Here is a 19735-nt window from a genome sequence, read left to right as displayed (position 1 = left end):
AGAGCTGATAATGGCTCATTATACTAAGCCTATTTATAAAAAGGAAATTAACGGCGACAAAATAATTAAACATGGACAAGCGTGTGCTGATTATTTAGAATTTAATTTTGAGATAAATGATGGCAAAATTCAAAATTTAATTTTTGATGGAAGAGGATGTGCTTTCATGATGGCGTCAACTGACTTATTAATTAAACAAGTTGATAATAAAAATATTGAGTTTGTACTGGATTTTATTGATAAATACGATGATTTTGTTAAAAATAAAAATTCAAAAGTGAGTGAAAATCATTTAAGGGAAATGGCAATATTTAAAAATGTGAACGAACATCCAAATCGATATTTTTGTGCAACAATGCTTTCAAGTGCTTTAAAAGAAAAAATAAATGAGCAAAGATAAAATAATTTTTCATATGGATTTTGATTCATATTTTGCTTCTGCACACAGGGTTATAAATCCACAATACGATAATAAACCAATAGCTATTGGCAGGAAACAAAGACGTTCAATTGCGTGTTCAGTTAGCTATGAGTTAAAAACAAAAGGGGTAAAATCAGGCTGACCTAATTTTAAAATTTTACAGGTGGAACCCAGAACGATTTTTATAGAACCTAATTTTGATTTGTATATAAATTTGAGCAACAAAATTTTTAATTTTATTGCTCAAAAATACACAAAAAAGATTGAGGTATACTCAATTGACGAGTGTTGAATGGATGTAAGTGATATCTGCGATGAACTAAGCGCAAGACAATTGGCAAGGCAGATACAAGTAGATATCAAACAAAAATTTAGAATACCAGTTTCCATTGGTGTGTCTTACAATAAATTTTTGGCTAAAATTTCAACAAACCTAGCTAAGCCATATGGAATTTTGCAAACAACAAAAGAACACATTGAGCAACGTATATGGCCATTAGAGATTGAAGAGTACTTCGGAATAGGGAAATCAACTGCGAAAAAATTGCGTTCAATTGGTATTGATACTATTGGAAAATTAGCTCACGCCAATAAAGATGATATTGAAATATATGAAATTTTTAGGTCTCAAACTAGGTCATTTATTCAACAAGCCAAGGGTGAAGGGTCTGATAATTTAAACTATGAACACAATGAACTTAAATCAATCGGAAATGAATTAACTTTTTTAAGTGTGGACCTTGATGATCGCAATGAAATACTGAAAATATTGTATAAATTGTGTGAAAAAGTTAGTCTTAGAGCCCAAAATCGAAATTTAAGAGGTTATGTTATTACATTAAGCATCCGTAGTTTAGATCGTGCTTGAAAACGTAAGCAAATAAGTCTCAAAACACCTATAAATAACGTAGAAGAAATTTATGACGAGGGAGTAAAAATATTTAATAAATTGTTCAACGACCAACTTATTAGAGGAATAGGTATTAAATTAAGCTCGTTAGTAAATGAATTGGATTTAGCTCTGCCCCAGTCACTTTTTGACAATAATATCGAACAAAAAAGCGAACTTAAGAATTTAGTTGATAAAATAAATTTAAAAATAAAGAAAAAAAGTTTGAGCTTGGGCAATGAATTTGCAAAAGACGTCACAAAGAATTCGATTCATACTCGTTTTATGGATGAAGACAAGGGAGGAAAAGTATAATGAAAATAGGTTTATTTGGTGGCAGCTTCAATCCTATTCACAATGGGCATATTAAAATTGCGATTTATGCTTATGAGCATTTAGGTTTAGATAAATTAATTTTTATACCAGCCGCAACTAATCCATTTAAGAAAAAACAAAAAAATGCTCCAGCTGAAGATCGTATTGCGATGATTGAACTTGCAATTAAAGATCTAACACAAAATTTTGAAATAAGCCAATATGAAACTAAAAAAGGTGGCTTGAGTTATACATATCAAACGATAAACTATTTTAAAAATAAATTTCCTGACGATGAGTTATTTTTTATAATCGGCTCAGATTCCTTACCGTCGTTGCACAAGTGAGAATTTATTGAAGAAAGCACACAAAAAGCACGTTTTGTTGTGTTTAAACGCTCAAACAATATAGATAAAATAAATATTAAAAAATTTAATATTTTAAGATTAGACAACCCACTCTACGAAGAATCCAGCACAATGGTTAGAAAAGGCGCTCTAGAATTCACTCCATTAGCAGTAAATCAATATATCGGAAATCATAAATTATATGCAAAAGAAATTGTTCATTCAATTCTTTCAGCTTTGCGCGCTAAACATTCAGTTGCTTGTGCCCAGTTCGCTGGTAATTTAGCTAAAGCGCACGGATTGAGTTATAATCAAGGATATTATGCAGGATTATTTCACGACATAGCAAAAGAAATAAAAGAAGAACAATCACGAGAGTTCATAAGTTTTTTTGGTTTCGATGGCTATGACAAGAAATTATATCCATGACACAAATTGCACCAGTTTTGTGGTTCTCTTTGAGTAAAAAATATTTATCAAATTAATGATCCTGAGATCGTTGAAGCAATTGCGTGTCATACAACCTTAAAAATGGATTTAAGTAAGTTAGATAAAATATTGTTTATTGCTGACAAAATTTGTGACGGCAGAGCTTTTAAAGGAGTGCAAAAATTACGTCAATTAGCTTTAGAAGATTTGGATACCGGATTTCAATCTGTTGTCTCAACAAATTATCAGTATAATCTTAATAAAGGTGTTATTTTTGATGAAGAAGCTGATGCAATTTACAAAAAGTGAATGTAGGATTTATGGAAAAATTAATTAGAGTGCAAAAAATAATTTCAAATAGTGGATTTGCTTCACGCCGCGAAGTTGAAAAAATGATTGCTGACGGCGAGGTTACAATTAATGGACGTATCGCAATTCTGGGAGATAAAGCCAAAAATACTGACGCCATTACTGTAAAAGGTAAACTTTTATCACTTGAGCAAAGCCAAAAGGTTTATTATGTATTAAACAAGCCTCCCAAAACAGTTTCAACATCAAAAGATCAATTTAATCGCCGTACGGTTGTTGATTTAGTCCCTAATACTTATCGAGTTGTACCTGTTGGTCGGCTAGATTATAATACGACAGGAGCTATTTTATTGACAAATGATTATGAACTAGTTAATAATTTAATTCATCCAAAATATCAAATAAAACGTGTCTATCGAGCCCGTTTAGATAATCCGCTGACGCTAAAAGAATTTCAACAGCTAAATAGCGGTGTAATTGTTAATGGTAAGATCTCACATCAAATTGTAGATCAAGTTGAAAATAAATCATATATGGTTACTTTACACGTAGGAACCTATCATCACGTGAAGAAATTATTTGAAGCTGTCGGCCGTAAAGTTGTTAATTTAAAACGAATTAGTTATGCAAACATTGATGTAGCAAAAATGCCCGAGGGTTATTGACGGCCACTAACTCTTAAAGAGTTAAAAGATTTGAAAGCGATAGTTCGTGAGCAAATTCAAAAATATAATGAAAATAATGAAGAGTAAACTTCATTATTTTTGATTAATTCTTTTTAAAACAACACTTAATTCTTCGAGATTGCTAATATTGAATCCGGCTGAGTTTTTATGTCCTCCTCCACCAAATTCTTTTGCCACTTTCCCAACATCATAAGAATCGACAGACCTTATTGAACATCTATAAAATCCACCTTTTTGTTTTAAAGCAACCAGGCCAACCTCAGTATTTATTAAAGACAAGAATTGATTAACAAGAGGGCGAACTATATCATTTGATATTTCTTCCTCAGACACCAAAAAAGACACATTGCCGTCAATTTTTAAGGTAGAAATAGTTTTAAAAATAAGTCGTTTTTCTTCAGGGTTTAATTTCAGCTTTTGAAGAACTTTTTTGTACTCTAAACCTTGCGACATTAAAAAAGACATGGCATCAAAAGTTGTTGATGATATATTACGCTCGGTAAAATGAGCTGTATCGGTAATTAGTGCTACGGCTAAGCCTTCCAGTGCTTTTTGGTTAGTTTGCAAATTAAGCTCCATTATCATTTGAGTTAATAATTGACCCGTCGCCGGTCAATTATCGCCTCCGATACCAAACAAAAATTGGTCTTCAACAGGATGATGGTCAAATTTTAGCGATTCAGAGGCAATAACTCGCGAATCAAAAACACGTTTTACTGTTGATGTATCTACAACTACTTTTAGCGATTTAGCAAACATTTCTTCATCAACCAATCCAAGACCTTCAGGGATTAAAAATTCAAGGTTGCGTGGACAATCGCCACCACTTATTTTAACTTTTTTTACGTTAGGTAAATTTAGCTCAATAATTTCTTTGAAAGCTACTGATGAACCAATTGTATCTCCATCTGGATTTTTATGTGTGCATAACGTGATATATTCATGTTGGCTCAGTATTTGCCAAAACTTTTGAAATTCTTTTCTCATAATTTTAATTATATTCAAATAAATTAAATTGCAGTTTTGAAATATTTGGATGTAGAAATTGGCGTAAATAACTGAAAAATTGAGTTTTTAATAAAATCTATCTTAAATTTTTGTTGTGTCAGTATGATTAAAGTGATTTTAATATTGGTGATTAAACGAAAAATAAATAGCAAAAATTATACTTTTTCTATTTATTTTTCGTCATCAGAAGCTTCTAATTTAATTCTTTCTATATCCTTTTTCTCTAAACTTAATTCTTTTGCTTGTTTATTTATTTTATTCATGACAGCATCAGAGTGTGATTGAGCAGTTAAAAGTTTTTTTCTAGCACCATCTACTCCTTTGATACTTTCATTTATACTTTTAGTTAATTTAAAGTATGTATCCTGAACACCCACGAATAAATCACGAATTTTATCTATTTGTTTCGAAATATTATGAGCTTCTTTTTGCATAGAAAAGTTATATATAAATGCCATAATACTTGTTGGACCTAGAATAAAAATTTTGTGATTGTGAAATATGTTTTGAACAAATTGAGGATCGTTTTTAATTAATTCTAAATAAATTGTTTCAGCTGGTAGATACATAATGGCTCATGGCGTAGTATTATTTGAAGCTTTTACGTATTTTGTGGAAATGCTTTTTGCTTTTTCAGTTATATTATTTTTGAATTCTTTAAAGAGCCTGCTTTTTTCGCTTCCATTTTCCTTTTCGTCATAAGCTCTTCAGCTTTCTAGTGGGAATTTAGAATCGATAGGAATAATAATGTCTTGTTCAATGGGACCGTTTTTTTCCTCTTTCACACTGATTGATTTAATAGCGAAATCAACTTTTTCAGATGAGGATGGATCAAGTGCATATTGTTCAAATCAAAGTTTATCTTTTAAATCTGAAAAAACGTGTTCAAAAATTTGCGATAAACTAAACTCACCATATGTACCAATGTTTTTATTTGATTTGAATACTTTGTTTAAATCAATAACGCTTTGTTGAACAGTTTCGAATTGCGTCATCCCTTTATTCATTTCATCCATTGAGGTTTTGATATTTTGAAATTGTTCTTTAATATGCTTTGTTAGTTTATCTTCAAAGTGTTCGTCAATTTTTTTCTTAATATTTTCAAATCATTCATTGTTTTTCTTGTCAATATCTGTAATTTTTGCTTCAATTTTATTGACTAATACTTCATTCGCTTTATTGTTTTGATCTGCTATGTTGTCTTTAAGTTTTGTGAAATTATCATTTAGCGATTCCTTAAGCTCGCTAAACTTATTAGTGTTATTTTCGTTCAATTCAGTAAATTTTGTTTTTTGACCTTCTAAATTGTTGTTGATTATTTTTTTCAATTCATCAAACTTTTCATTTCTGCGGTCTTCGTTTTCAATGTTATTTTTATTAATCTCATCTTTTAAAATATTCAAGTTTTCCAAAATTATATTTTTAACTTGTGTGTTTAAGCTATCAAATAGCACATTCAAATTATCTTCTTTTATATTTTTATGTTTTTTAAAAGAATTATGAATCAAAATAATTAAGGTTGCAATTCCTATCAAAACTAAAAATAATAATACTATTAATATGGCTATACTCATTTTACCCTCTTCAAAATAATTTTAACTAATAAGTTTATTGTCACAAGGTTTTTTACTTTACTTTGCATTATTAATTATAAAATTATTAAGTAGAACAATTATTAGTGTATTGAATAATGGCTAATGATAGTGAAATTTTTCTTATGGCAATATTTACGTTGCAGAAATTAACATCCAATGCTGAAAAACGTTATTTATTCCAGTTAATAAGCCTTAAAATGGATACATCTATTTCTATAGATAATAATGAATTATCTAATCTTATTGAAAAAGAAAAGGAAGAAATTATGGAATATGCAAAAAAATCATAAACGATAATTCTAGCAATATTAAAAAAATTCAAGAATCTTGAATCGAATTAAAATCTATAAATAAAGATACAAAATCAATTGATAAAAAATGACGGTATAAAACTGAATGTAAATTTTTCAGTTTTTTTCTCTATCTCTATTATGACCTTGCTTGCGTGATTGTTATTTGTTGATATCGTATGATTTAGACAACAAAAAAACATATATTTTGAAAAGCACGTAGAATGGAATATGAAGTACCAATAAAATATTATCAATGCTCGATGTGAAGTATAGAATCAGTAGAATTAATCCCGGCGACTAACGAGTAAATTTTACTTGTTAGTTGCTTCGAAAAATTAAATAATTCTTTCTATTAATGTGTGTAAAACACTGAAAAATGACTAATACATTTCTTTTAATTGCTTGTCAAGTTCATAAATTTTTTGTTCAAAGGGAGTTGTATCAAAAGGTATATTTTCTTGAGCATTTGCTCACAAGACTACAAGATAGTTTACTAATATTTTGTGTCTTAGCAAAAATAACGGATTATACTCACCATAGGTTTTTAAGAATAATTTTTCACACTCGCCAGTAATTCTGGTAGCTTCAATTACATAAGCTAATTCAAAATGTTTATCGCCCATGCAAGCATATTCTCAGTCAACAAAATATATCTTGTTGTCTTTAGAAATCATGTTGAAAGGTCATAAATCATTGTGTAAAGGAGTATTTTTACTCATTTTGGCAAGTGTTTGGTTTACAGGACGATAAAAATCATCAAGCACTTTAACACGCCGTCCAAACTTTTTTAAATCTTGGCGATATTTTTTAATTCGTGCTGCGTGATTTGAAGGAGGAAATTTAATATTGCTTTTGTGAATCTCGAGAATTTGTTTAGCTAATAATTCAACATTATCAAGGCATATTACTGGTTCATCACCTTCAATAAATTCTCATTTTGTGTATTCGTTAGTCGCCTCTAATAGACGTGGCACAAAATTAAATTTTTGAATCAAATTATAGTCAAGGTGATGGTTAAAGCCGTTGTACATTTTTTGTTGAATAAAAACATCTCCATCGCGGAATGAAATATTAGTAAAACCTTTATTTATTTGTGTTTTCATGATATACCTCATACAAAATTTAGTTTATATTATACAATTATAAATAAATTGAAATAAGGAGTTTAAAATGGATAAATCAAAAATTAGAAACTTTGCTATTATTGCTCACATCGATCATGGGAAAAGCACCCTTGCCGATAGAATTTTAGAGCTTACAAATACCGTTGCAAAGCGTGATTTAGAAGAACAAATTCTTGATACTATGGATCTTGAACGTGAGCGTGGCATCACTATTAAATTAAATGCAGTGCAAATTAAGTATAAAGACTATATTTTTCATTTAATCGATACTCCTGGACACGTTGATTTTACATATGAAGTTTCTCGTTCTCTGGCAGCAACAGAGGGTGCATTACTGATTGTTGATGCTACACAAGGGATTGAAGCTCAAACATTAGCAAACGTGTATTTAGCACTCGAAAATGACTTAACTATTATTCCTATAATTAATAAAATTGACTTGCCGTCAGCTGACATCGAAAGAACAAAGGAAGAAATCGAACGTGTTATTGGATTACCATGCGATAATGCAGTAGCTATATCAGCGAAAACAGGTATTAATATTGATAAAGTGCTTGAGGCAATTGAGCAATATATTCCGGCGCCAAGCAATGCAGATGATTCAAAACCTTTAAAAGCTTTGATATTCGATTCATATTTCGATGAATATCGTGGGGTAGTGATGCTTGTTAGAATTGTTGAGGGTAAACTACACCGAAATGACAAAATAATGTTTATGTCTTCTGGAAAAATTAATCAAGTTGCTGAACTTGGGGTTAAAAATCCATGAGAAGTTAAAAAAGATTTTCTTGAAGCAGGTGAGGTTGGTTGAGTGGCGGCCACAATTCGCGATGCCCGTGAAGTCAGTGTCGGTGACACAATTACTTTAGCTGACAATCCCGCCGAAAAGGCTTTAGCTGGTTATAAAAAGAAACAGCCAGTAGTTTTCACTGGTTTTTACCCAATTGACACTCGTGATTACATGGAATTGAAAGAGAGTTTGGAAAAGATAGCGCTAAGTGATAGTTCAATATCTTGGGCTCAAGAGACATCAAAAGCCCTAGGATTTGGTTTTAGAGTTGGTTTTTTAGGTATGTTGCATATGGAAATATTGCAAGAGAGACTTAATCGTGAGCATCATATTTCCGTGATTGCAACGAGCCCTTCAGTAGAATATAAAGTTTATCGTACAGATGGCACAATGGAGATGGTTTCAAACCCCTCTTTATTACCCGACCGCACATATATCGATCGAATTGAAGAGCCATACATTTTTGGCACAATTATTGTGCCAGATGAGTATATCGGCAATGTAATGGAGTTATGTCAAGGTAAACGTGGTGTGTATCGCGATATGGAATCGCTTGAAGGTTCACGAAGTAAAATTACTTATGAAATGCCATTAGCAGAAATCGTCGTTGACTTTTTCGATCGCTTGAAATCTTCGACAAAAGGTTATGCATCGTTTGAATATGATTTATTTGGCTACAAAGAAACAGATTTGGTGAAGGTTGATATTTTACTAAATGGCGACAAGATTGATGCATTTACTATTATCACGCACAAGGATAATGCTTATGCCAGAGCACGTGATTTATGTGTTAAATTAAAAGACGCTATACCACGTCAAAATTTTGAAGTTCCTGTGCAGGCTGCTATTGGCGGAAAAATAATTGCTCGTGAAACAATAAAAGCTTATCGTAAAGATGTTACAGCTAAGCTTTATGGTGGAGATGTTACGCGCCGTCAAAAACTTCTTAAAAAACAAAAGGAAGGTAAAAAACGGATGAAAATGCTTGGTTCAGTTGAGGTTCCACAAGATGCTTTTTTAAAAATTTTGAAAACAAATATTGATGATAAATAACTTATGTTTATCCGTATTTAGGTCAAAAATAGTAAAATTTATACATAAACGTGATAAAAAGGGGTTTTATGGAAGAAATCGTATATATAAATGAACCATTAAAAGAGTTCGGTTTTTATGCTGAAAAACACCAATACAACACAGAAGATTATCTTGCTCGCTTAGTTAGAAAGTCGAAATTAAATATTGATGAGAATAGAGCACAAGCTAAAAAAGTAGATAATCTAGAAAAAAAATTATCTTCTGCTTTTAAAAGTTTAAAAAGATGAAAAATTTTTAAAAAAGTTAATATTGCTTTTTTAATTATTTCATTGTTATTTTTTGCCGGTAGTTTAGCCATTGCAATTTTGAATAAATATATTGCTTCTATTATTTGTTCAGTTATATTTGCGCTTTTATTTATAACCACAATTCTAATTCACTTTTTATGAATTAGAAAATCGTTAAAATCAGCTGACCAAATACATACAAAAATAAAAAATGAATACAACAGGGAAAAAGAAATTGCGCAAGCGCAGGTTCTTCCCTTGTTGTCATTGTTTAGACCAGGTATGAAAGTTGCGTTGTTCAACAAAACACTTCCTTTTGCTAAAATGGATTCATACTTAAGTAACGAGCGATTAGCACAATTAATTGAACAGTATAATTTTAATGTCGATACTGGCAATGAATCAATGATTCAAGCAATGCAATCAGGTTCTATTTATGGTAATCCATACGTATTTTTTAAAACATTAAATCATACAATGGGCACTAAAACTTATACAGGATCAATCCAGATTAGTTGAACAACTTATTCATATAGCAACGGAAATCGTATAGCTAATCACCATACACAAACGTTGACAGCGTCAATAGACAAACCATATCCTTATTTTGATGATAATTATTTTATGATATTTGGTTCGCACGCTTGTCCTGATCTTTCATTTACTCGCGAGCCTAACTCATTGCATTTAATGAGTGAAAAAGAATTGGGTAAATTTGTAAAAAAACGCGAAAAAGAAATAGCTAAGTTAAAAGAAAAAAAACCTGGCTTCACTCCGCTTGCAAATACAAAATTTGAAGCTCTATTCAATGCGTTGGATAGAAATAATGAGCACCAATACAGAATGTTATTTACCCCGCTAGCTCAACAAAATATTAGTACTTTATTGCTGGATTCAAAAGAAGGTTATGGCGATAATTTTATATATCACAAGAGCGCCCGTATCAATTTGTTTAAACACAAACACCTTAATAATTTATCGCTAAATGATGAATTGCACCAATATGTAGCTGACTATTCTTATGATGTCATTAAAGAAAAATTTATTAATGAACAAACAGAATACTTCAAAAAAGTTTATTTTGCATTAGGTCCTTATTTCTCAATCCCAATTTTCCAACAAACAAAAACGCTTGACTATATTTACAGAAGAGTAAATGACGCACAATTAAATGAATTAGAATATGAGTGCGCTATTTCAAGAATGGATGATTCAATTTTTAAAGATCCACGTGTAAAAACAAGACAAATTAGTAAAACTCAATATCTACAACAAGTAAATGGCAATGACAATATTGTGGTTCATAATTTTGGCTACGACATTGAAGAACGTGTCGAATATGTGTCGAAAATTGGGGGAGATGGTAAAGTTCACCAAATTCCAGTTTACTGAGACGAATATATCCGTTATGATAATACATCACAAACTGAGGTTAGTGTTCCTAGATACGAAATTGAATATGGAGAAGATGAGGAAATAGTTGAATCAGAAACCGAATCAAAAATGATGAATGTGGAACAAATTAAAATTACAGACACAATAGAGTAAAATAATTTTAAATTTAATATAATTAAATAACCAAAATATAAAAGGAGTATTAATGGCAAATCAATTAGATGAAATGAATGGTCCAGTAATGGAAAATGGCCGTGATATCAACGTTATTAATCAAAGAATTCCAGTTAAAACAGGTGTTGGTTCAGTAATTTTCGAAGTAATACTATGGCTTCTATTTATTATTCCCGGAGTTATTTTCTTGTTTAAGAAAATTAAAGCAAAAAACTATTTAGCACAAGTTGAACAACGTATTCAACACAACGCTTCACAAATTGATAACTACTTAGAACAACGTGTTCAAATTATGCAAAATATGGTTTCAATTGTTCAAAAATCAGTTGATCTAGACACAGAAGTGATGACAAAAGTAGCTGCATTACGTAGTGGATTGAATTTAAATGATGAAAATAGAAGTACTAGCGCAGCAAATATTGATGCAGTCGTTGGCGGAATTAATGTTCAATTAGAAAGATACCCTGAATTGCAATCGCATGGTGCTTTAAGAGAAGCTTTACAACAAAATGCTTATTTACAAAGAGAAATTACAGCAGCAAGAGAAATTTACAATGATACTGTTTTTGAATGAAACAGAGCAATTAATGAATGACCAACAAAAATGATTGTTGCATCTAAAAATGGATACACAACCAGAATTCCATTTGCGACATCAATAGAAGTTAAGGAAAAAGCGCGTTCAAATTTCTTTGAAAAATAACTATAAAAAGCACGCTTCGGCGTGTTTTTTATAACCTGACGCACTTGCACAATCGTTTAAAAAGACACTTTTATGATATAATTTCAAAACAATAATATGAGATAAAAGGGGCTTTATGAGCACTAAATATGACAAGTATATTTCATCTTATTTCCATCGTACTAACGAAATAATTGAAAAATACAAGCCAAATAACGTAATTAAATTACAATTTTTTCAGCGAACTGACAATTGCTTATTAGCTGGAATGGATGAGGTTTTAGATTTACTAAAAAATAACACTGACACAAGCAAATATACGATTCGTCACCTACCTGAGGGAACAATTGTAAATAATTTAGAAATAGTGTTAGAGTTAGAAGGTCAATATCAGTATTTTGGCAAATATGAAGGTATGATAGATGGTATTTTATCTCGTTCTTCAAACATTGCAACAAATGCTAGAAATTGCGTTTTAGCAGCTAATGGTAAAGATATAATTTTTATGGGCGATCGAGCCGATCACTGAATGTTACAAGAAATTGATGGTAAAGCTTGCCGTTTAGCCGGATGTACTTTAATGTCGACTGAGGCTCAAGAGGCGCCGGGCATAAAAGAAGCCACATTCGGTTCTGTTCCGCACTGTTTGATACAAAATTTTGATGGTGATGTTGCCTCAGCAATGCAAGCATATATGGAGCTATTCCCACAGGATAAATTAATTTCACTGGTCGATTATCACAATGATGTTATTGCAGATTCCCTTGCTTCGTATAAAGCTATTGGACAAAATTTATACGGCGTTCGTGTTGATACATCAAAAAATATGAAGGATCACATGTTTGATAATGAACCAGACAATCCAGAGTTTTATGGGGTTAATGTTGAACAAATTAAAAGATTACGCCAAGCTTTAGATAATGCTGGTGCTAAAAAAGTTAAAATTGCTGTAAGTAGTGGTTTTAATGCTGCTAAAATTGCAAAATTTGAAGCATCTAATGCACCAGTGGATGCTTATGGAGTAGGTCAAGCAATTTTTAAACCGATCGTTTCATTTTCAGCAGATGCTACGTGACTAAATGGCCACGCCCAAGCCAAAGAAGGTCGCTGATATCGCCAAAATAACAAATTAATTACCTACAAACCTCAAAATGATTAAGTATCCAAGTAATATTGAACAATTTCTTTGTATCATCGCTTTAAATATTGGCATAATTCTTGTGGGATATTTAATTGGTTCATTTAATACTTCAATTATTCTTTCACGAAGATTGAAAAAAAGTGATATTCGCAATCATAATTCGCAAAATGCAGGGGCAACAAATTCATTACGAACATACGGGTTTAAGTTCGCAATCACTGTTTATTTAATTGATTTTTTAAAAGTAGCTTTACCAACTATGGTTTTTATACTTATGCAATATTACGTGTTTTATGACTTTGCAAAAGTATATTGAATGAGTCCCCAGAGTATTGGTTTTGGTGTGATCATTGGGCATTGCTGACCTATTTTTTACAAATTTAAAGGTGGCAAAGGTGTTGCATGCACTTCTGCCTACATTTTAGTAATTAATCCAGTATTTTTTATAATTGCTGCAATTATTTTTCTCACAACGGTTATTAAAACTAAGAAAGTTTCATTGGGCTCAATTATTACTCCCACAATCCTTACGCCGTTATTATTTATCCCTTGATTTACTCAGGGAATTACTGGTTTTTGACTGAATTTTGTTAATTATTCTGACAATATAACACCTTCACAATTACAACCTTATTGATTTGTTACGCCTTTATACTTCTTAATTACCACAGTTATTGTCATCACATTGCACAGAGGGAATATTAAACGTTTAATTGCTGGTAGCGAATCACAATTAAGCTTTAAAAATAAGCATTCTAGCAACTTGAGTAATCCTCAAAAAAGCTAAATGCTTATTTATTTTTTCTGTAAAAAAGCCAAATTATACACATAAAAGACTGCTAAACACTCGATTTAATCGAAGTGAGTTTGCTAAATCTATTGGTACTCAATGAAAATTTAAATCAATAACATAAAATTTATTTTTATAATGACGCTTTTATAATAAAATTTGAATATTAAATTTAATTATTAAATTACAACTCTAAGGAGAAAATCTATGATTAATGTTAATACATTTAAAGGCGGAATAACATTTGAAGATGAGGGAGAAATTTTTGTAGTTATTGAAGCTCAGCACTCAAAGCAAGGTCGTGGTCAAGCAAACGTTAAAGCTAAGGTTAAAAATTTAAGAACTGGGGCAATCACAATCAAGTCATATACTGGCGGAACAATGATTAAGAAAGCTCACATTGATAAGAGACCAATGAACTTTTTATATTCAGATGGTGCTAATATTATTTTGATGGATAATGAAACTTATGAACAAGTTGAAATCCCGACTAAAAATGTTGAATGAGAATTAAATTTCTTAAAAGAAGGTGCAACAGTCAAAATTAGAAAATTTGGTGATGAAATTCTTGATGTCGAACTTGAGTCATCAGTAAATTTACAAGTTACCGAGGCTCCTGACGCTGTTAAAGGTAATACAACAACCAATCCTCAAAAAAGAGTTACAGTTGAAACCGGCTATGAATTAGACACTCCAATGTTTATTAAAGAAGGCGATATTATTACCATTTCAACAGAGACCGGTAAATACCTAAGTAGAGGAAAAGAATAATGAAATTCATTACCGTTTCGTGTGGTTATGATCAATCATATTCAGTGTCTGAAGATGTTTTACGTCAATTAATTCAACAGTGTGCAAATAATACTAAATTTTTAAAACTTGAAGGAATGCCGCGTATTGAATTAAACAAAGATAATTCCAATGCATCATTTATTATTGATGTTAAAATCAAAAAAAATAAATCTTTAAGCGAGGTAATAGACAATTTTATTAAGGATTTTGAAACTCGTTTTGTAAGTTTAATTGATATTAAGCCGCAAGATATAAGAATTTGCTTTAGCGGTAGCTACTAATCCCAACCGCACTTGTGGTTGGCTTTATTATTTAAATTGGTTAATTTGTGAAAGGAGGCTAAATGAAGAAAAAAGTTATTTTAGGTATGTCGGGCGGCGTTGATTCATCTGTTGCCGCTGCACTTTTGATTGAAAGTGGTTACGATGTTGAAGGTCTATTCATGCGTAACTGAGATTCGTATGTAAATAATGATTTTTTAGGTAATGAAGACATAAATAAAGAAATTTGTCCGCAAGAGCAAGATTATCAAGATGCTTTAGCAGTTGCTCAAAAACTAAATATAAAATTGCACCGCGTTGACTTTATTAAGGAATATTGAGACAACGTTTTTGAGAATTTCATTTCTGAATACAAAAAAGGAAGAACTCCCAATCCTGATATTTTATGCAATAAATACATTAAATTTAGCGCTTTTGCTGATTATGCATTCAATGTTTTGCGTGCTGATTATATTGCAATGGGTCATTATGCTGACGTGCGTGAAGGACACTTATATCGTGCCAAAGATCAAAATAAAGATCAGACTTACTTTTTAGCTCAATTAAGTAACCAGCAACTACAACGAGTCATTATGCCTCTTGCCTCATTTACTAAAGAACAAATACGCCAAAAAGCAGCTTCATTAGGTTTAGTTACGGCTACCAAAAAAGACTCGACAGGTATTTGTTTTATTGGAGAGCGTAATTTTACAAAATTTTTACAAAATTACATTCCCGCACAGCCAGGTAAAACTGTTTCCATTGTTTCAGGAGAGGTGGTTGGAACTCATGATGGGTGCTATTACTATACATTAGGTCAAAGAAAAGGCTTAAATTTAGGCGGTATGAGCGAACCACACTATGTTTGCGGTCATGATGTTGCTCAAAACATAGTTTATGTCGCCCCGGCATCAGATATGTCTTATCTAGAATCAGATGCACTGATAGCTAGTGGCTTAACGTTAAATAATACAGATTATAATCCAGAAAATTTAAGTGCTAAGTTTCGCTATCGTCAAAATGATATTAAGGTCAAAATAGAGATACTTCCAAACAATCACGTTAAAGTAATTTATCCCGATAAATCTCAGGCTGTTACACCAGGCCAGCAAGTTGTCATATATGATGGTCAAAAATGTATTGGTGGTGCAACAATTGAAAAAATATTCTTAAATAATACTGAAAAAACATATGTTTAGGAGCTAAAATGAATTCAAAACAAATTAGAGAGCAGTGGTTAAAATTCTTTGAATCAAAAGGCCATTTAATAATTGAAAGCAAGAGCTTAATTCCAGTAAATGATCCATCATTGCTTTGAATTAATTCTGGAGTTGCAACTCTGAAAGATTTCTTTAGTGGTAAAAAAATACCACCACATAATCGCTTAACAAATGCTCAAAAAGCAATTAGAACTAACGATATCGAAAATGTTGGCGTAACTTCTCGTCATCACACATTTTTTGAAATGCTTGGCAATTTTAGTATTGGTGATTACTTCAAATCAGAAGCTATTGAATTGGCTTATGAATATATTACTACAGTTTTAAAGCTAGACTTAAATAGAATATATATTACTTATTTTAATGAAGATGAAGAAACGAAGAAAAAATGATTATCATTAGGCATTGATCCAAATCATCTTATTTCTGGTTCAAGGGATACGAACTTTTGAGATGTAGGTTCTGGCCCTTGTGGTCCATGCACAGAAATTTTTTATGATCGAGGACCTAAATACGATACACACGGCCCTGAATTAATTAAAGAAGATATTGAAAATGACCGTTTTATTGAAATCTGGAATATAGTTTTTAGCCAGTTTAATAATGAAGGCGACAATAAATACACTGAGTTAGCACAAAAAAACATTGATACTGGCGCGGGTTTTGAGCGTATTGTTTCAATTATGCAAGATGCTCCAACAAACTACGATTCGGATTTATTTCAAAATATTATCCATGAAATTGAAAAATTCACTGAATTCAAATACGATATTAACAACTACTTCACAAAAGAGCCCGTTCAAAGGGAGATAAACACTAATTTTAAAATCATTGCCGATCATATTCGCACAGTAGCAAATGCGTTAGGAGATGGCGAAACAATCTCGAACGTTGGACGTGGTTACATAATTCGACGTTTAATAAGACGTTCAATTTATAAAGGGATGCAATTAGGTATTAAAGATTTATTTTTATATAAAATTGTTCCAGTTGTGAAAGAATCATTGCCTTTTGAATATGATGTTTTTTCAGTTCAAAAAGCTATAAAGGATGAAGAAGAATTATTTGCTAAAACAATTGAAAATGGTAAAAATTTACTTCAACAACATGTGGTAAAAAACACTAAAATTTTTGATGGAACTATTGCTTTTCGCTTATTTGAAACATATGGTTTTCCAATCGAGTTAACAAGCGAAATTTTAGCTAAGCAAGGTATTCAGGTTGATTTAGATGAGTTTGAAAACGCTAAAGCAAAACACGTTGAAGCAAGTCGGAGCAACAAACAAGCAGGTATGCAGAAAGCTATTAATTCACTATCATTAATAACTGCTAAGATTTCACAATTTGTGGGTTATGATTACACTCAATATAAAGCGAATATTATTGAATTGTTTGACACTGAAAAACGTATTGATTCGTCAAATGTACAATCATATGTTATTTTGGATAAAACACCATTTTACGCAACGAGTGGTGGTCAAAAACATGATGAAGGATACTTGTTACAAAACGGCAATAAAATTAAAATTTTAGATGTTTTTAAAGATAAGTTTGGCAATCATATTCACGTAGTTGAAGGTCAAATTGAAAAATCTAGTCCTGTCGAATGTTTTGTTGATGAATATGTTCGTTTAAATTGTGCTCGTAATCACTCAGCTACGCACTTAATGTTTTCAGTGATGAGAAAAGTGTTAGGTAATCACATTAAACAATTAGGTTCGGATATTAATGAGCAAAGATTTACTTTTGACTTTCCAGGTGATGCTCGTCCAACTGATGCACAAATTAATGAAATTGAGCAATCAATGCACAATATTATCAAAGGCGATATTCAACGTGAATATATTATTGCAACAATTGAAGAAGCAAAAAATTTACACGCAGTAATGACAATTGAAGAAGATCAATATATGGACCCTAAGGCAGTAAGGATTGTTAAATGAGCTGATGTCACCTCTGATTTATGTGGCGGAACACACTTGCCTCATAGTGCTATAATGGAAGATTTTAAAATTACAAGCGTAGAAAAAAAACAAGCAGGCGTGTATCGTTTCAGGGTAGTTACTTCACATGAATTAGTCGATAAATGATTAAGCGAGCAAATTGAAATATCGCTAGAAGAGTTCAATAATATTGTTGCTAAAATTAAAGATTTAGAACCAGAATATATGCCTGTTTTAGTTTTAGATAAAGATTTACGCACCAGCTTAAAATCTATTCAAGAAGCCATTACACAAGCTCGAGAAGATTTCAAACGAGCAAATAAACAAAAATCTCAAGTGGAATTTGATTATGAAACAATTGAATTTCAGAAAATTGGGAATTATAACGCTTATATTAATTTAAATGTTAATCCCGCTCAAGTTAAAGTAATTGCCTCTACATTGAGAGAAAATTATCCAGACGCACAAATTATTTTAGGTTCTCCTTCGGATAATCAAATATTAATTGCAGTAGCTTCTAAAACATTGAATTCGAACTTAATTTTTAACAAAATAGCTTCAAAAACCAATGGACGTGGTGGAGGTTCGGCTATTTTAGCAATGGGAAAAGTTGAAAATAAAGACGATATTAAAGAAATAATTATTGAGGCTTTAAATGCGTAAATTAGCATTTGATTTAGGCACCAAGACGTGTGGATTTGCAATTACTGACTCAATGTCTTTAATTGCTAACTCACTTGAAACTATATATTTTGCTGATCAAGATTTTGCGCCAGTATTCAAGAAGGTTTCGCAATTTTTGGTTCAATATAGTGATATAGATGCCTTTGTTGTTGGGTATCCATTGCGTAGTAACGGTACTAAAAGTGAGCGTACAATTATGATGGAAAAATTTGCATTGGACTTAAAAAAGAAATTTAATATAAATGTTTATTTAGTTAATGAATATGGATCAACAATCAAGGCTGAGAATACTTTAAAATCATCGAAAATGAGTGCTAAAAAAAGAAAAGCGTTAAAAGACACAGTATCAGCAGTAATTATTTTGCAGGAGTTTTTAGAGTATGGAGGTATTAAAATATAATGGGTATTTTAGTTCCTGTCTGAGTTAAAACATTATTGATTGCGTCATTTTTCATTGTTGCCGCTTTTGGTGTTGGTGTTTGATTTTGGTCTCGTTGAAAAGTTAATCAAATTAAAGCTCGATATGCAAGTGAACAAGAAAAAATAAATCGGCAAAAATTAATCGAAAAACGTGGGGACAATTGAAATAAAGTTCCTTACGAACTTAAAGACTTTTGAGACTCAAAAACGGATGATAATGACTTAGAAAACTGAATCAACAGTGTTTATTTAAATGATGCCCAAGAGGTTTTAGTGGCAACAGAATCACTTGAATATGAGACTGCAACTTTATTAACGCAAACGCAGGCAAATATTAGCACTATTTCAGCAAATATCAAGGTGAATTGGTGAAATAAAATGGTATCAGAGTTCCCGCATTATTTTAAACGAGAACTAAGTCTAGTTGAGCATTCAACGCTACAAGACAAAAAGTTTAATTTGATTTTAGCGAGCAATTTACATCAGTCAAATATCAGTATTTATGAGTATTTTTATTCAAAATTAACTGATAATGGCATGATAATTATTCGTCAAGATAAAGTCAAAAAGAGCGATTTAAAAGAACTAGCTTCATTACTTAAAACTAGCCAAATTACTCATGAAATTTCAAGTATCAAAAGTAAATTTATATATATAGTTAAAAATATGTAATCTATTTTATGAACAAATTGATAAAATAAATATT

General features: G+C 31.2%; 19 protein-coding genes. 16 read left to right on the top strand and 3 right to left on the bottom strand.

The window, feature by feature from the left end:
• Positions 1-10 precede the first annotated feature (10 nt).
• Genes MCFN_RS02800 through MCFN_RS02785 form a run of 4 tightly spaced genes read left to right on the top strand, consistent with a single transcriptional unit; the run spans position 11 to position 3462 of the window.
• Positions 11-400, top strand: coding sequence for an iron-sulfur cluster assembly scaffold protein (locus MCFN_RS02800; protein WP_038562541.1), 390 nt, complete (start codon positions 11-13; stop codon positions 398-400).
• Positions 387-1625 (top strand): Y-family DNA polymerase, encoded by a 1239-nt coding sequence (locus MCFN_RS02795; RefSeq protein WP_038562132.1) that lies wholly within the window; start codon positions 387-389, stop codon positions 1623-1625. The genes MCFN_RS02800 and MCFN_RS02795 overlap by 14 nt, the downstream gene beginning before the upstream one ends.
• On the top strand, positions 1625-2716 hold the full coding sequence (locus MCFN_RS02790) for a nicotinate-nucleotide adenylyltransferase (protein ID WP_038562131.1): 1092 nt from the start codon (positions 1625-1627) through the stop codon (positions 2714-2716). The genes MCFN_RS02795 and MCFN_RS02790 overlap by 1 nt, the downstream gene beginning before the upstream one ends.
• A gap of 5 nt (positions 2717-2721) precedes the next feature.
• Positions 2722-3462: a pseudouridine synthase gene (locus MCFN_RS02785; RefSeq protein WP_051604584.1), complete on the top strand. Its 741-nt coding sequence runs from the start codon at positions 2722-2724 to the stop codon at positions 3460-3462.
• A 6-nt stretch (positions 3463-3468) separates the two neighbouring features.
• Here MCFN_RS02785 and MCFN_RS02780 read toward each other — a convergent pair whose 3' ends face one another.
• Both MCFN_RS02780 and rmuC read right to left on the bottom strand, forming a co-directional pair.
• A complete protein-coding gene (locus MCFN_RS02780; protein WP_038562126.1) occupies positions 3469-4383 on the bottom strand; it encodes a DHH family phosphoesterase in 915 nt (304 codons plus the stop codon).
• Positions 4384-4574: 191 nt separating this feature from the next.
• Positions 4575-5978, bottom strand: a complete 1404-nt coding sequence (gene rmuC, locus MCFN_RS02775; RefSeq protein ID WP_038562124.1) for a DNA recombination protein RmuC — start codon at positions 5976-5978, stop codon at positions 4575-4577.
• Between the two features lie 143 nt (positions 5979-6121).
• On the opposite strand from rmuC, the gene MCFN_RS03555 reads away from it, so the two are divergent.
• Positions 6122-6289 carry a hypothetical protein gene (locus tag MCFN_RS03555; RefSeq protein ID WP_158419990.1) on the top strand — a complete coding sequence of 56 codons (168 nt, stop codon included), beginning with the start codon at positions 6122-6124 and terminating at the stop codon, positions 6287-6289.
• Between the two features lie 383 nt (positions 6290-6672).
• On the opposite strand, the gene MCFN_RS02765 is transcribed toward MCFN_RS03555, so the two are convergent.
• The gene (locus MCFN_RS02765; RefSeq protein ID WP_038562118.1) at positions 6673-7395 is read right to left on the bottom strand and encodes a phosphotransferase family protein; all 723 of its coding nucleotides are present in this window, start codon (positions 7393-7395) and stop codon (positions 6673-6675) included.
• A 67-nt stretch (positions 7396-7462) separates the two neighbouring features.
• Between MCFN_RS02765 and lepA the strand changes: the two genes are divergently transcribed.
• The 11 genes from lepA to MCFN_RS02710 all read left to right on the top strand — a co-directional run bounded on the left by lepA (position 7463) and on the right by MCFN_RS02710 (position 19701).
• On the top strand, positions 7463-9259 hold the full coding sequence (gene lepA, locus MCFN_RS02760; RefSeq protein WP_038562116.1) for a translation elongation factor 4: 1797 nt from the start codon (positions 7463-7465) through the stop codon (positions 9257-9259).
• Positions 9260-9327: 68 nt separating this feature from the next.
• The gene (locus tag MCFN_RS02755) at positions 9328-11076 is read left to right on the top strand and encodes an MAG1210 family protein (protein ID WP_038562114.1); all 1749 of its coding nucleotides are present in this window, start codon (positions 9328-9330) and stop codon (positions 11074-11076) included.
• A 52-nt stretch (positions 11077-11128) separates the two neighbouring features.
• A complete protein-coding gene (locus MCFN_RS02750) occupies positions 11129-11800 on the top strand; it encodes a LemA family protein (protein WP_038562111.1) in 672 nt (223 codons plus the stop codon).
• A gap of 115 nt (positions 11801-11915) precedes the next feature.
• Positions 11916-12938: a nicotinate phosphoribosyltransferase gene (locus MCFN_RS02745; RefSeq protein ID WP_038562109.1), complete on the top strand. Its 1023-nt coding sequence runs from the start codon at positions 11916-11918 to the stop codon at positions 12936-12938.
• A complete protein-coding gene (gene plsY, locus MCFN_RS02740) occupies positions 12931-13707 on the top strand; it encodes a glycerol-3-phosphate 1-O-acyltransferase PlsY (RefSeq protein WP_051604583.1) in 777 nt (258 codons plus the stop codon). Before MCFN_RS02745 ends, plsY begins: the two co-directional genes overlap by 8 nt.
• A gap of 210 nt (positions 13708-13917) precedes the next feature.
• Positions 13918-14481, top strand: a complete 564-nt coding sequence (efp, locus tag MCFN_RS02735) for an elongation factor P (protein WP_038562106.1) — start codon at positions 13918-13920, stop codon at positions 14479-14481.
• The gene (locus tag MCFN_RS02730) at positions 14481-14783 is read left to right on the top strand and encodes an MMB_0454 family protein (protein ID WP_038562105.1); all 303 of its coding nucleotides are present in this window, start codon (positions 14481-14483) and stop codon (positions 14781-14783) included. Before efp ends, MCFN_RS02730 begins: the two co-directional genes overlap by 1 nt.
• 62 nt (positions 14784-14845) lie before the next feature.
• On the top strand, positions 14846-15961 hold the full coding sequence (gene mnmA, locus MCFN_RS02725) for a tRNA 2-thiouridine(34) synthase MnmA (protein ID WP_038562102.1): 1116 nt from the start codon (positions 14846-14848) through the stop codon (positions 15959-15961).
• 8 nt (positions 15962-15969) lie between these two features.
• Positions 15970-18588, top strand: coding sequence for an alanine--tRNA ligase (gene alaS / locus MCFN_RS02720; protein WP_038562100.1), 2619 nt, complete (start codon positions 15970-15972; stop codon positions 18586-18588).
• The gene (gene ruvX / locus MCFN_RS02715; protein WP_038562097.1) at positions 18581-19009 is read left to right on the top strand and encodes a Holliday junction resolvase RuvX; all 429 of its coding nucleotides are present in this window, start codon (positions 18581-18583) and stop codon (positions 19007-19009) included. The genes alaS and ruvX overlap by 8 nt, the downstream gene beginning before the upstream one ends.
• Positions 19009-19701 carry a BC85_0335 family putative methyltransferase gene (locus MCFN_RS02710; protein ID WP_038562095.1) on the top strand — a complete coding sequence of 231 codons (693 nt, stop codon included), beginning with the start codon at positions 19009-19011 and terminating at the stop codon, positions 19699-19701. Before ruvX ends, MCFN_RS02710 begins: the two co-directional genes overlap by 1 nt.
• Positions 19702-19735: the final 34 nt, after the last annotated feature.

Source organism: Mycoplasmopsis californica, from assembly GCF_000695835.1.
Classification (GTDB): Bacteria; Bacillota_I; Bacilli_A; order Mycoplasmatales; family Metamycoplasmataceae; genus Mycoplasmopsis; species Mycoplasmopsis californica.
The sequence above is the reverse complement of the archived record's forward strand: the minus strand, read 5'-3'. Positions and strand labels throughout refer to the sequence as shown.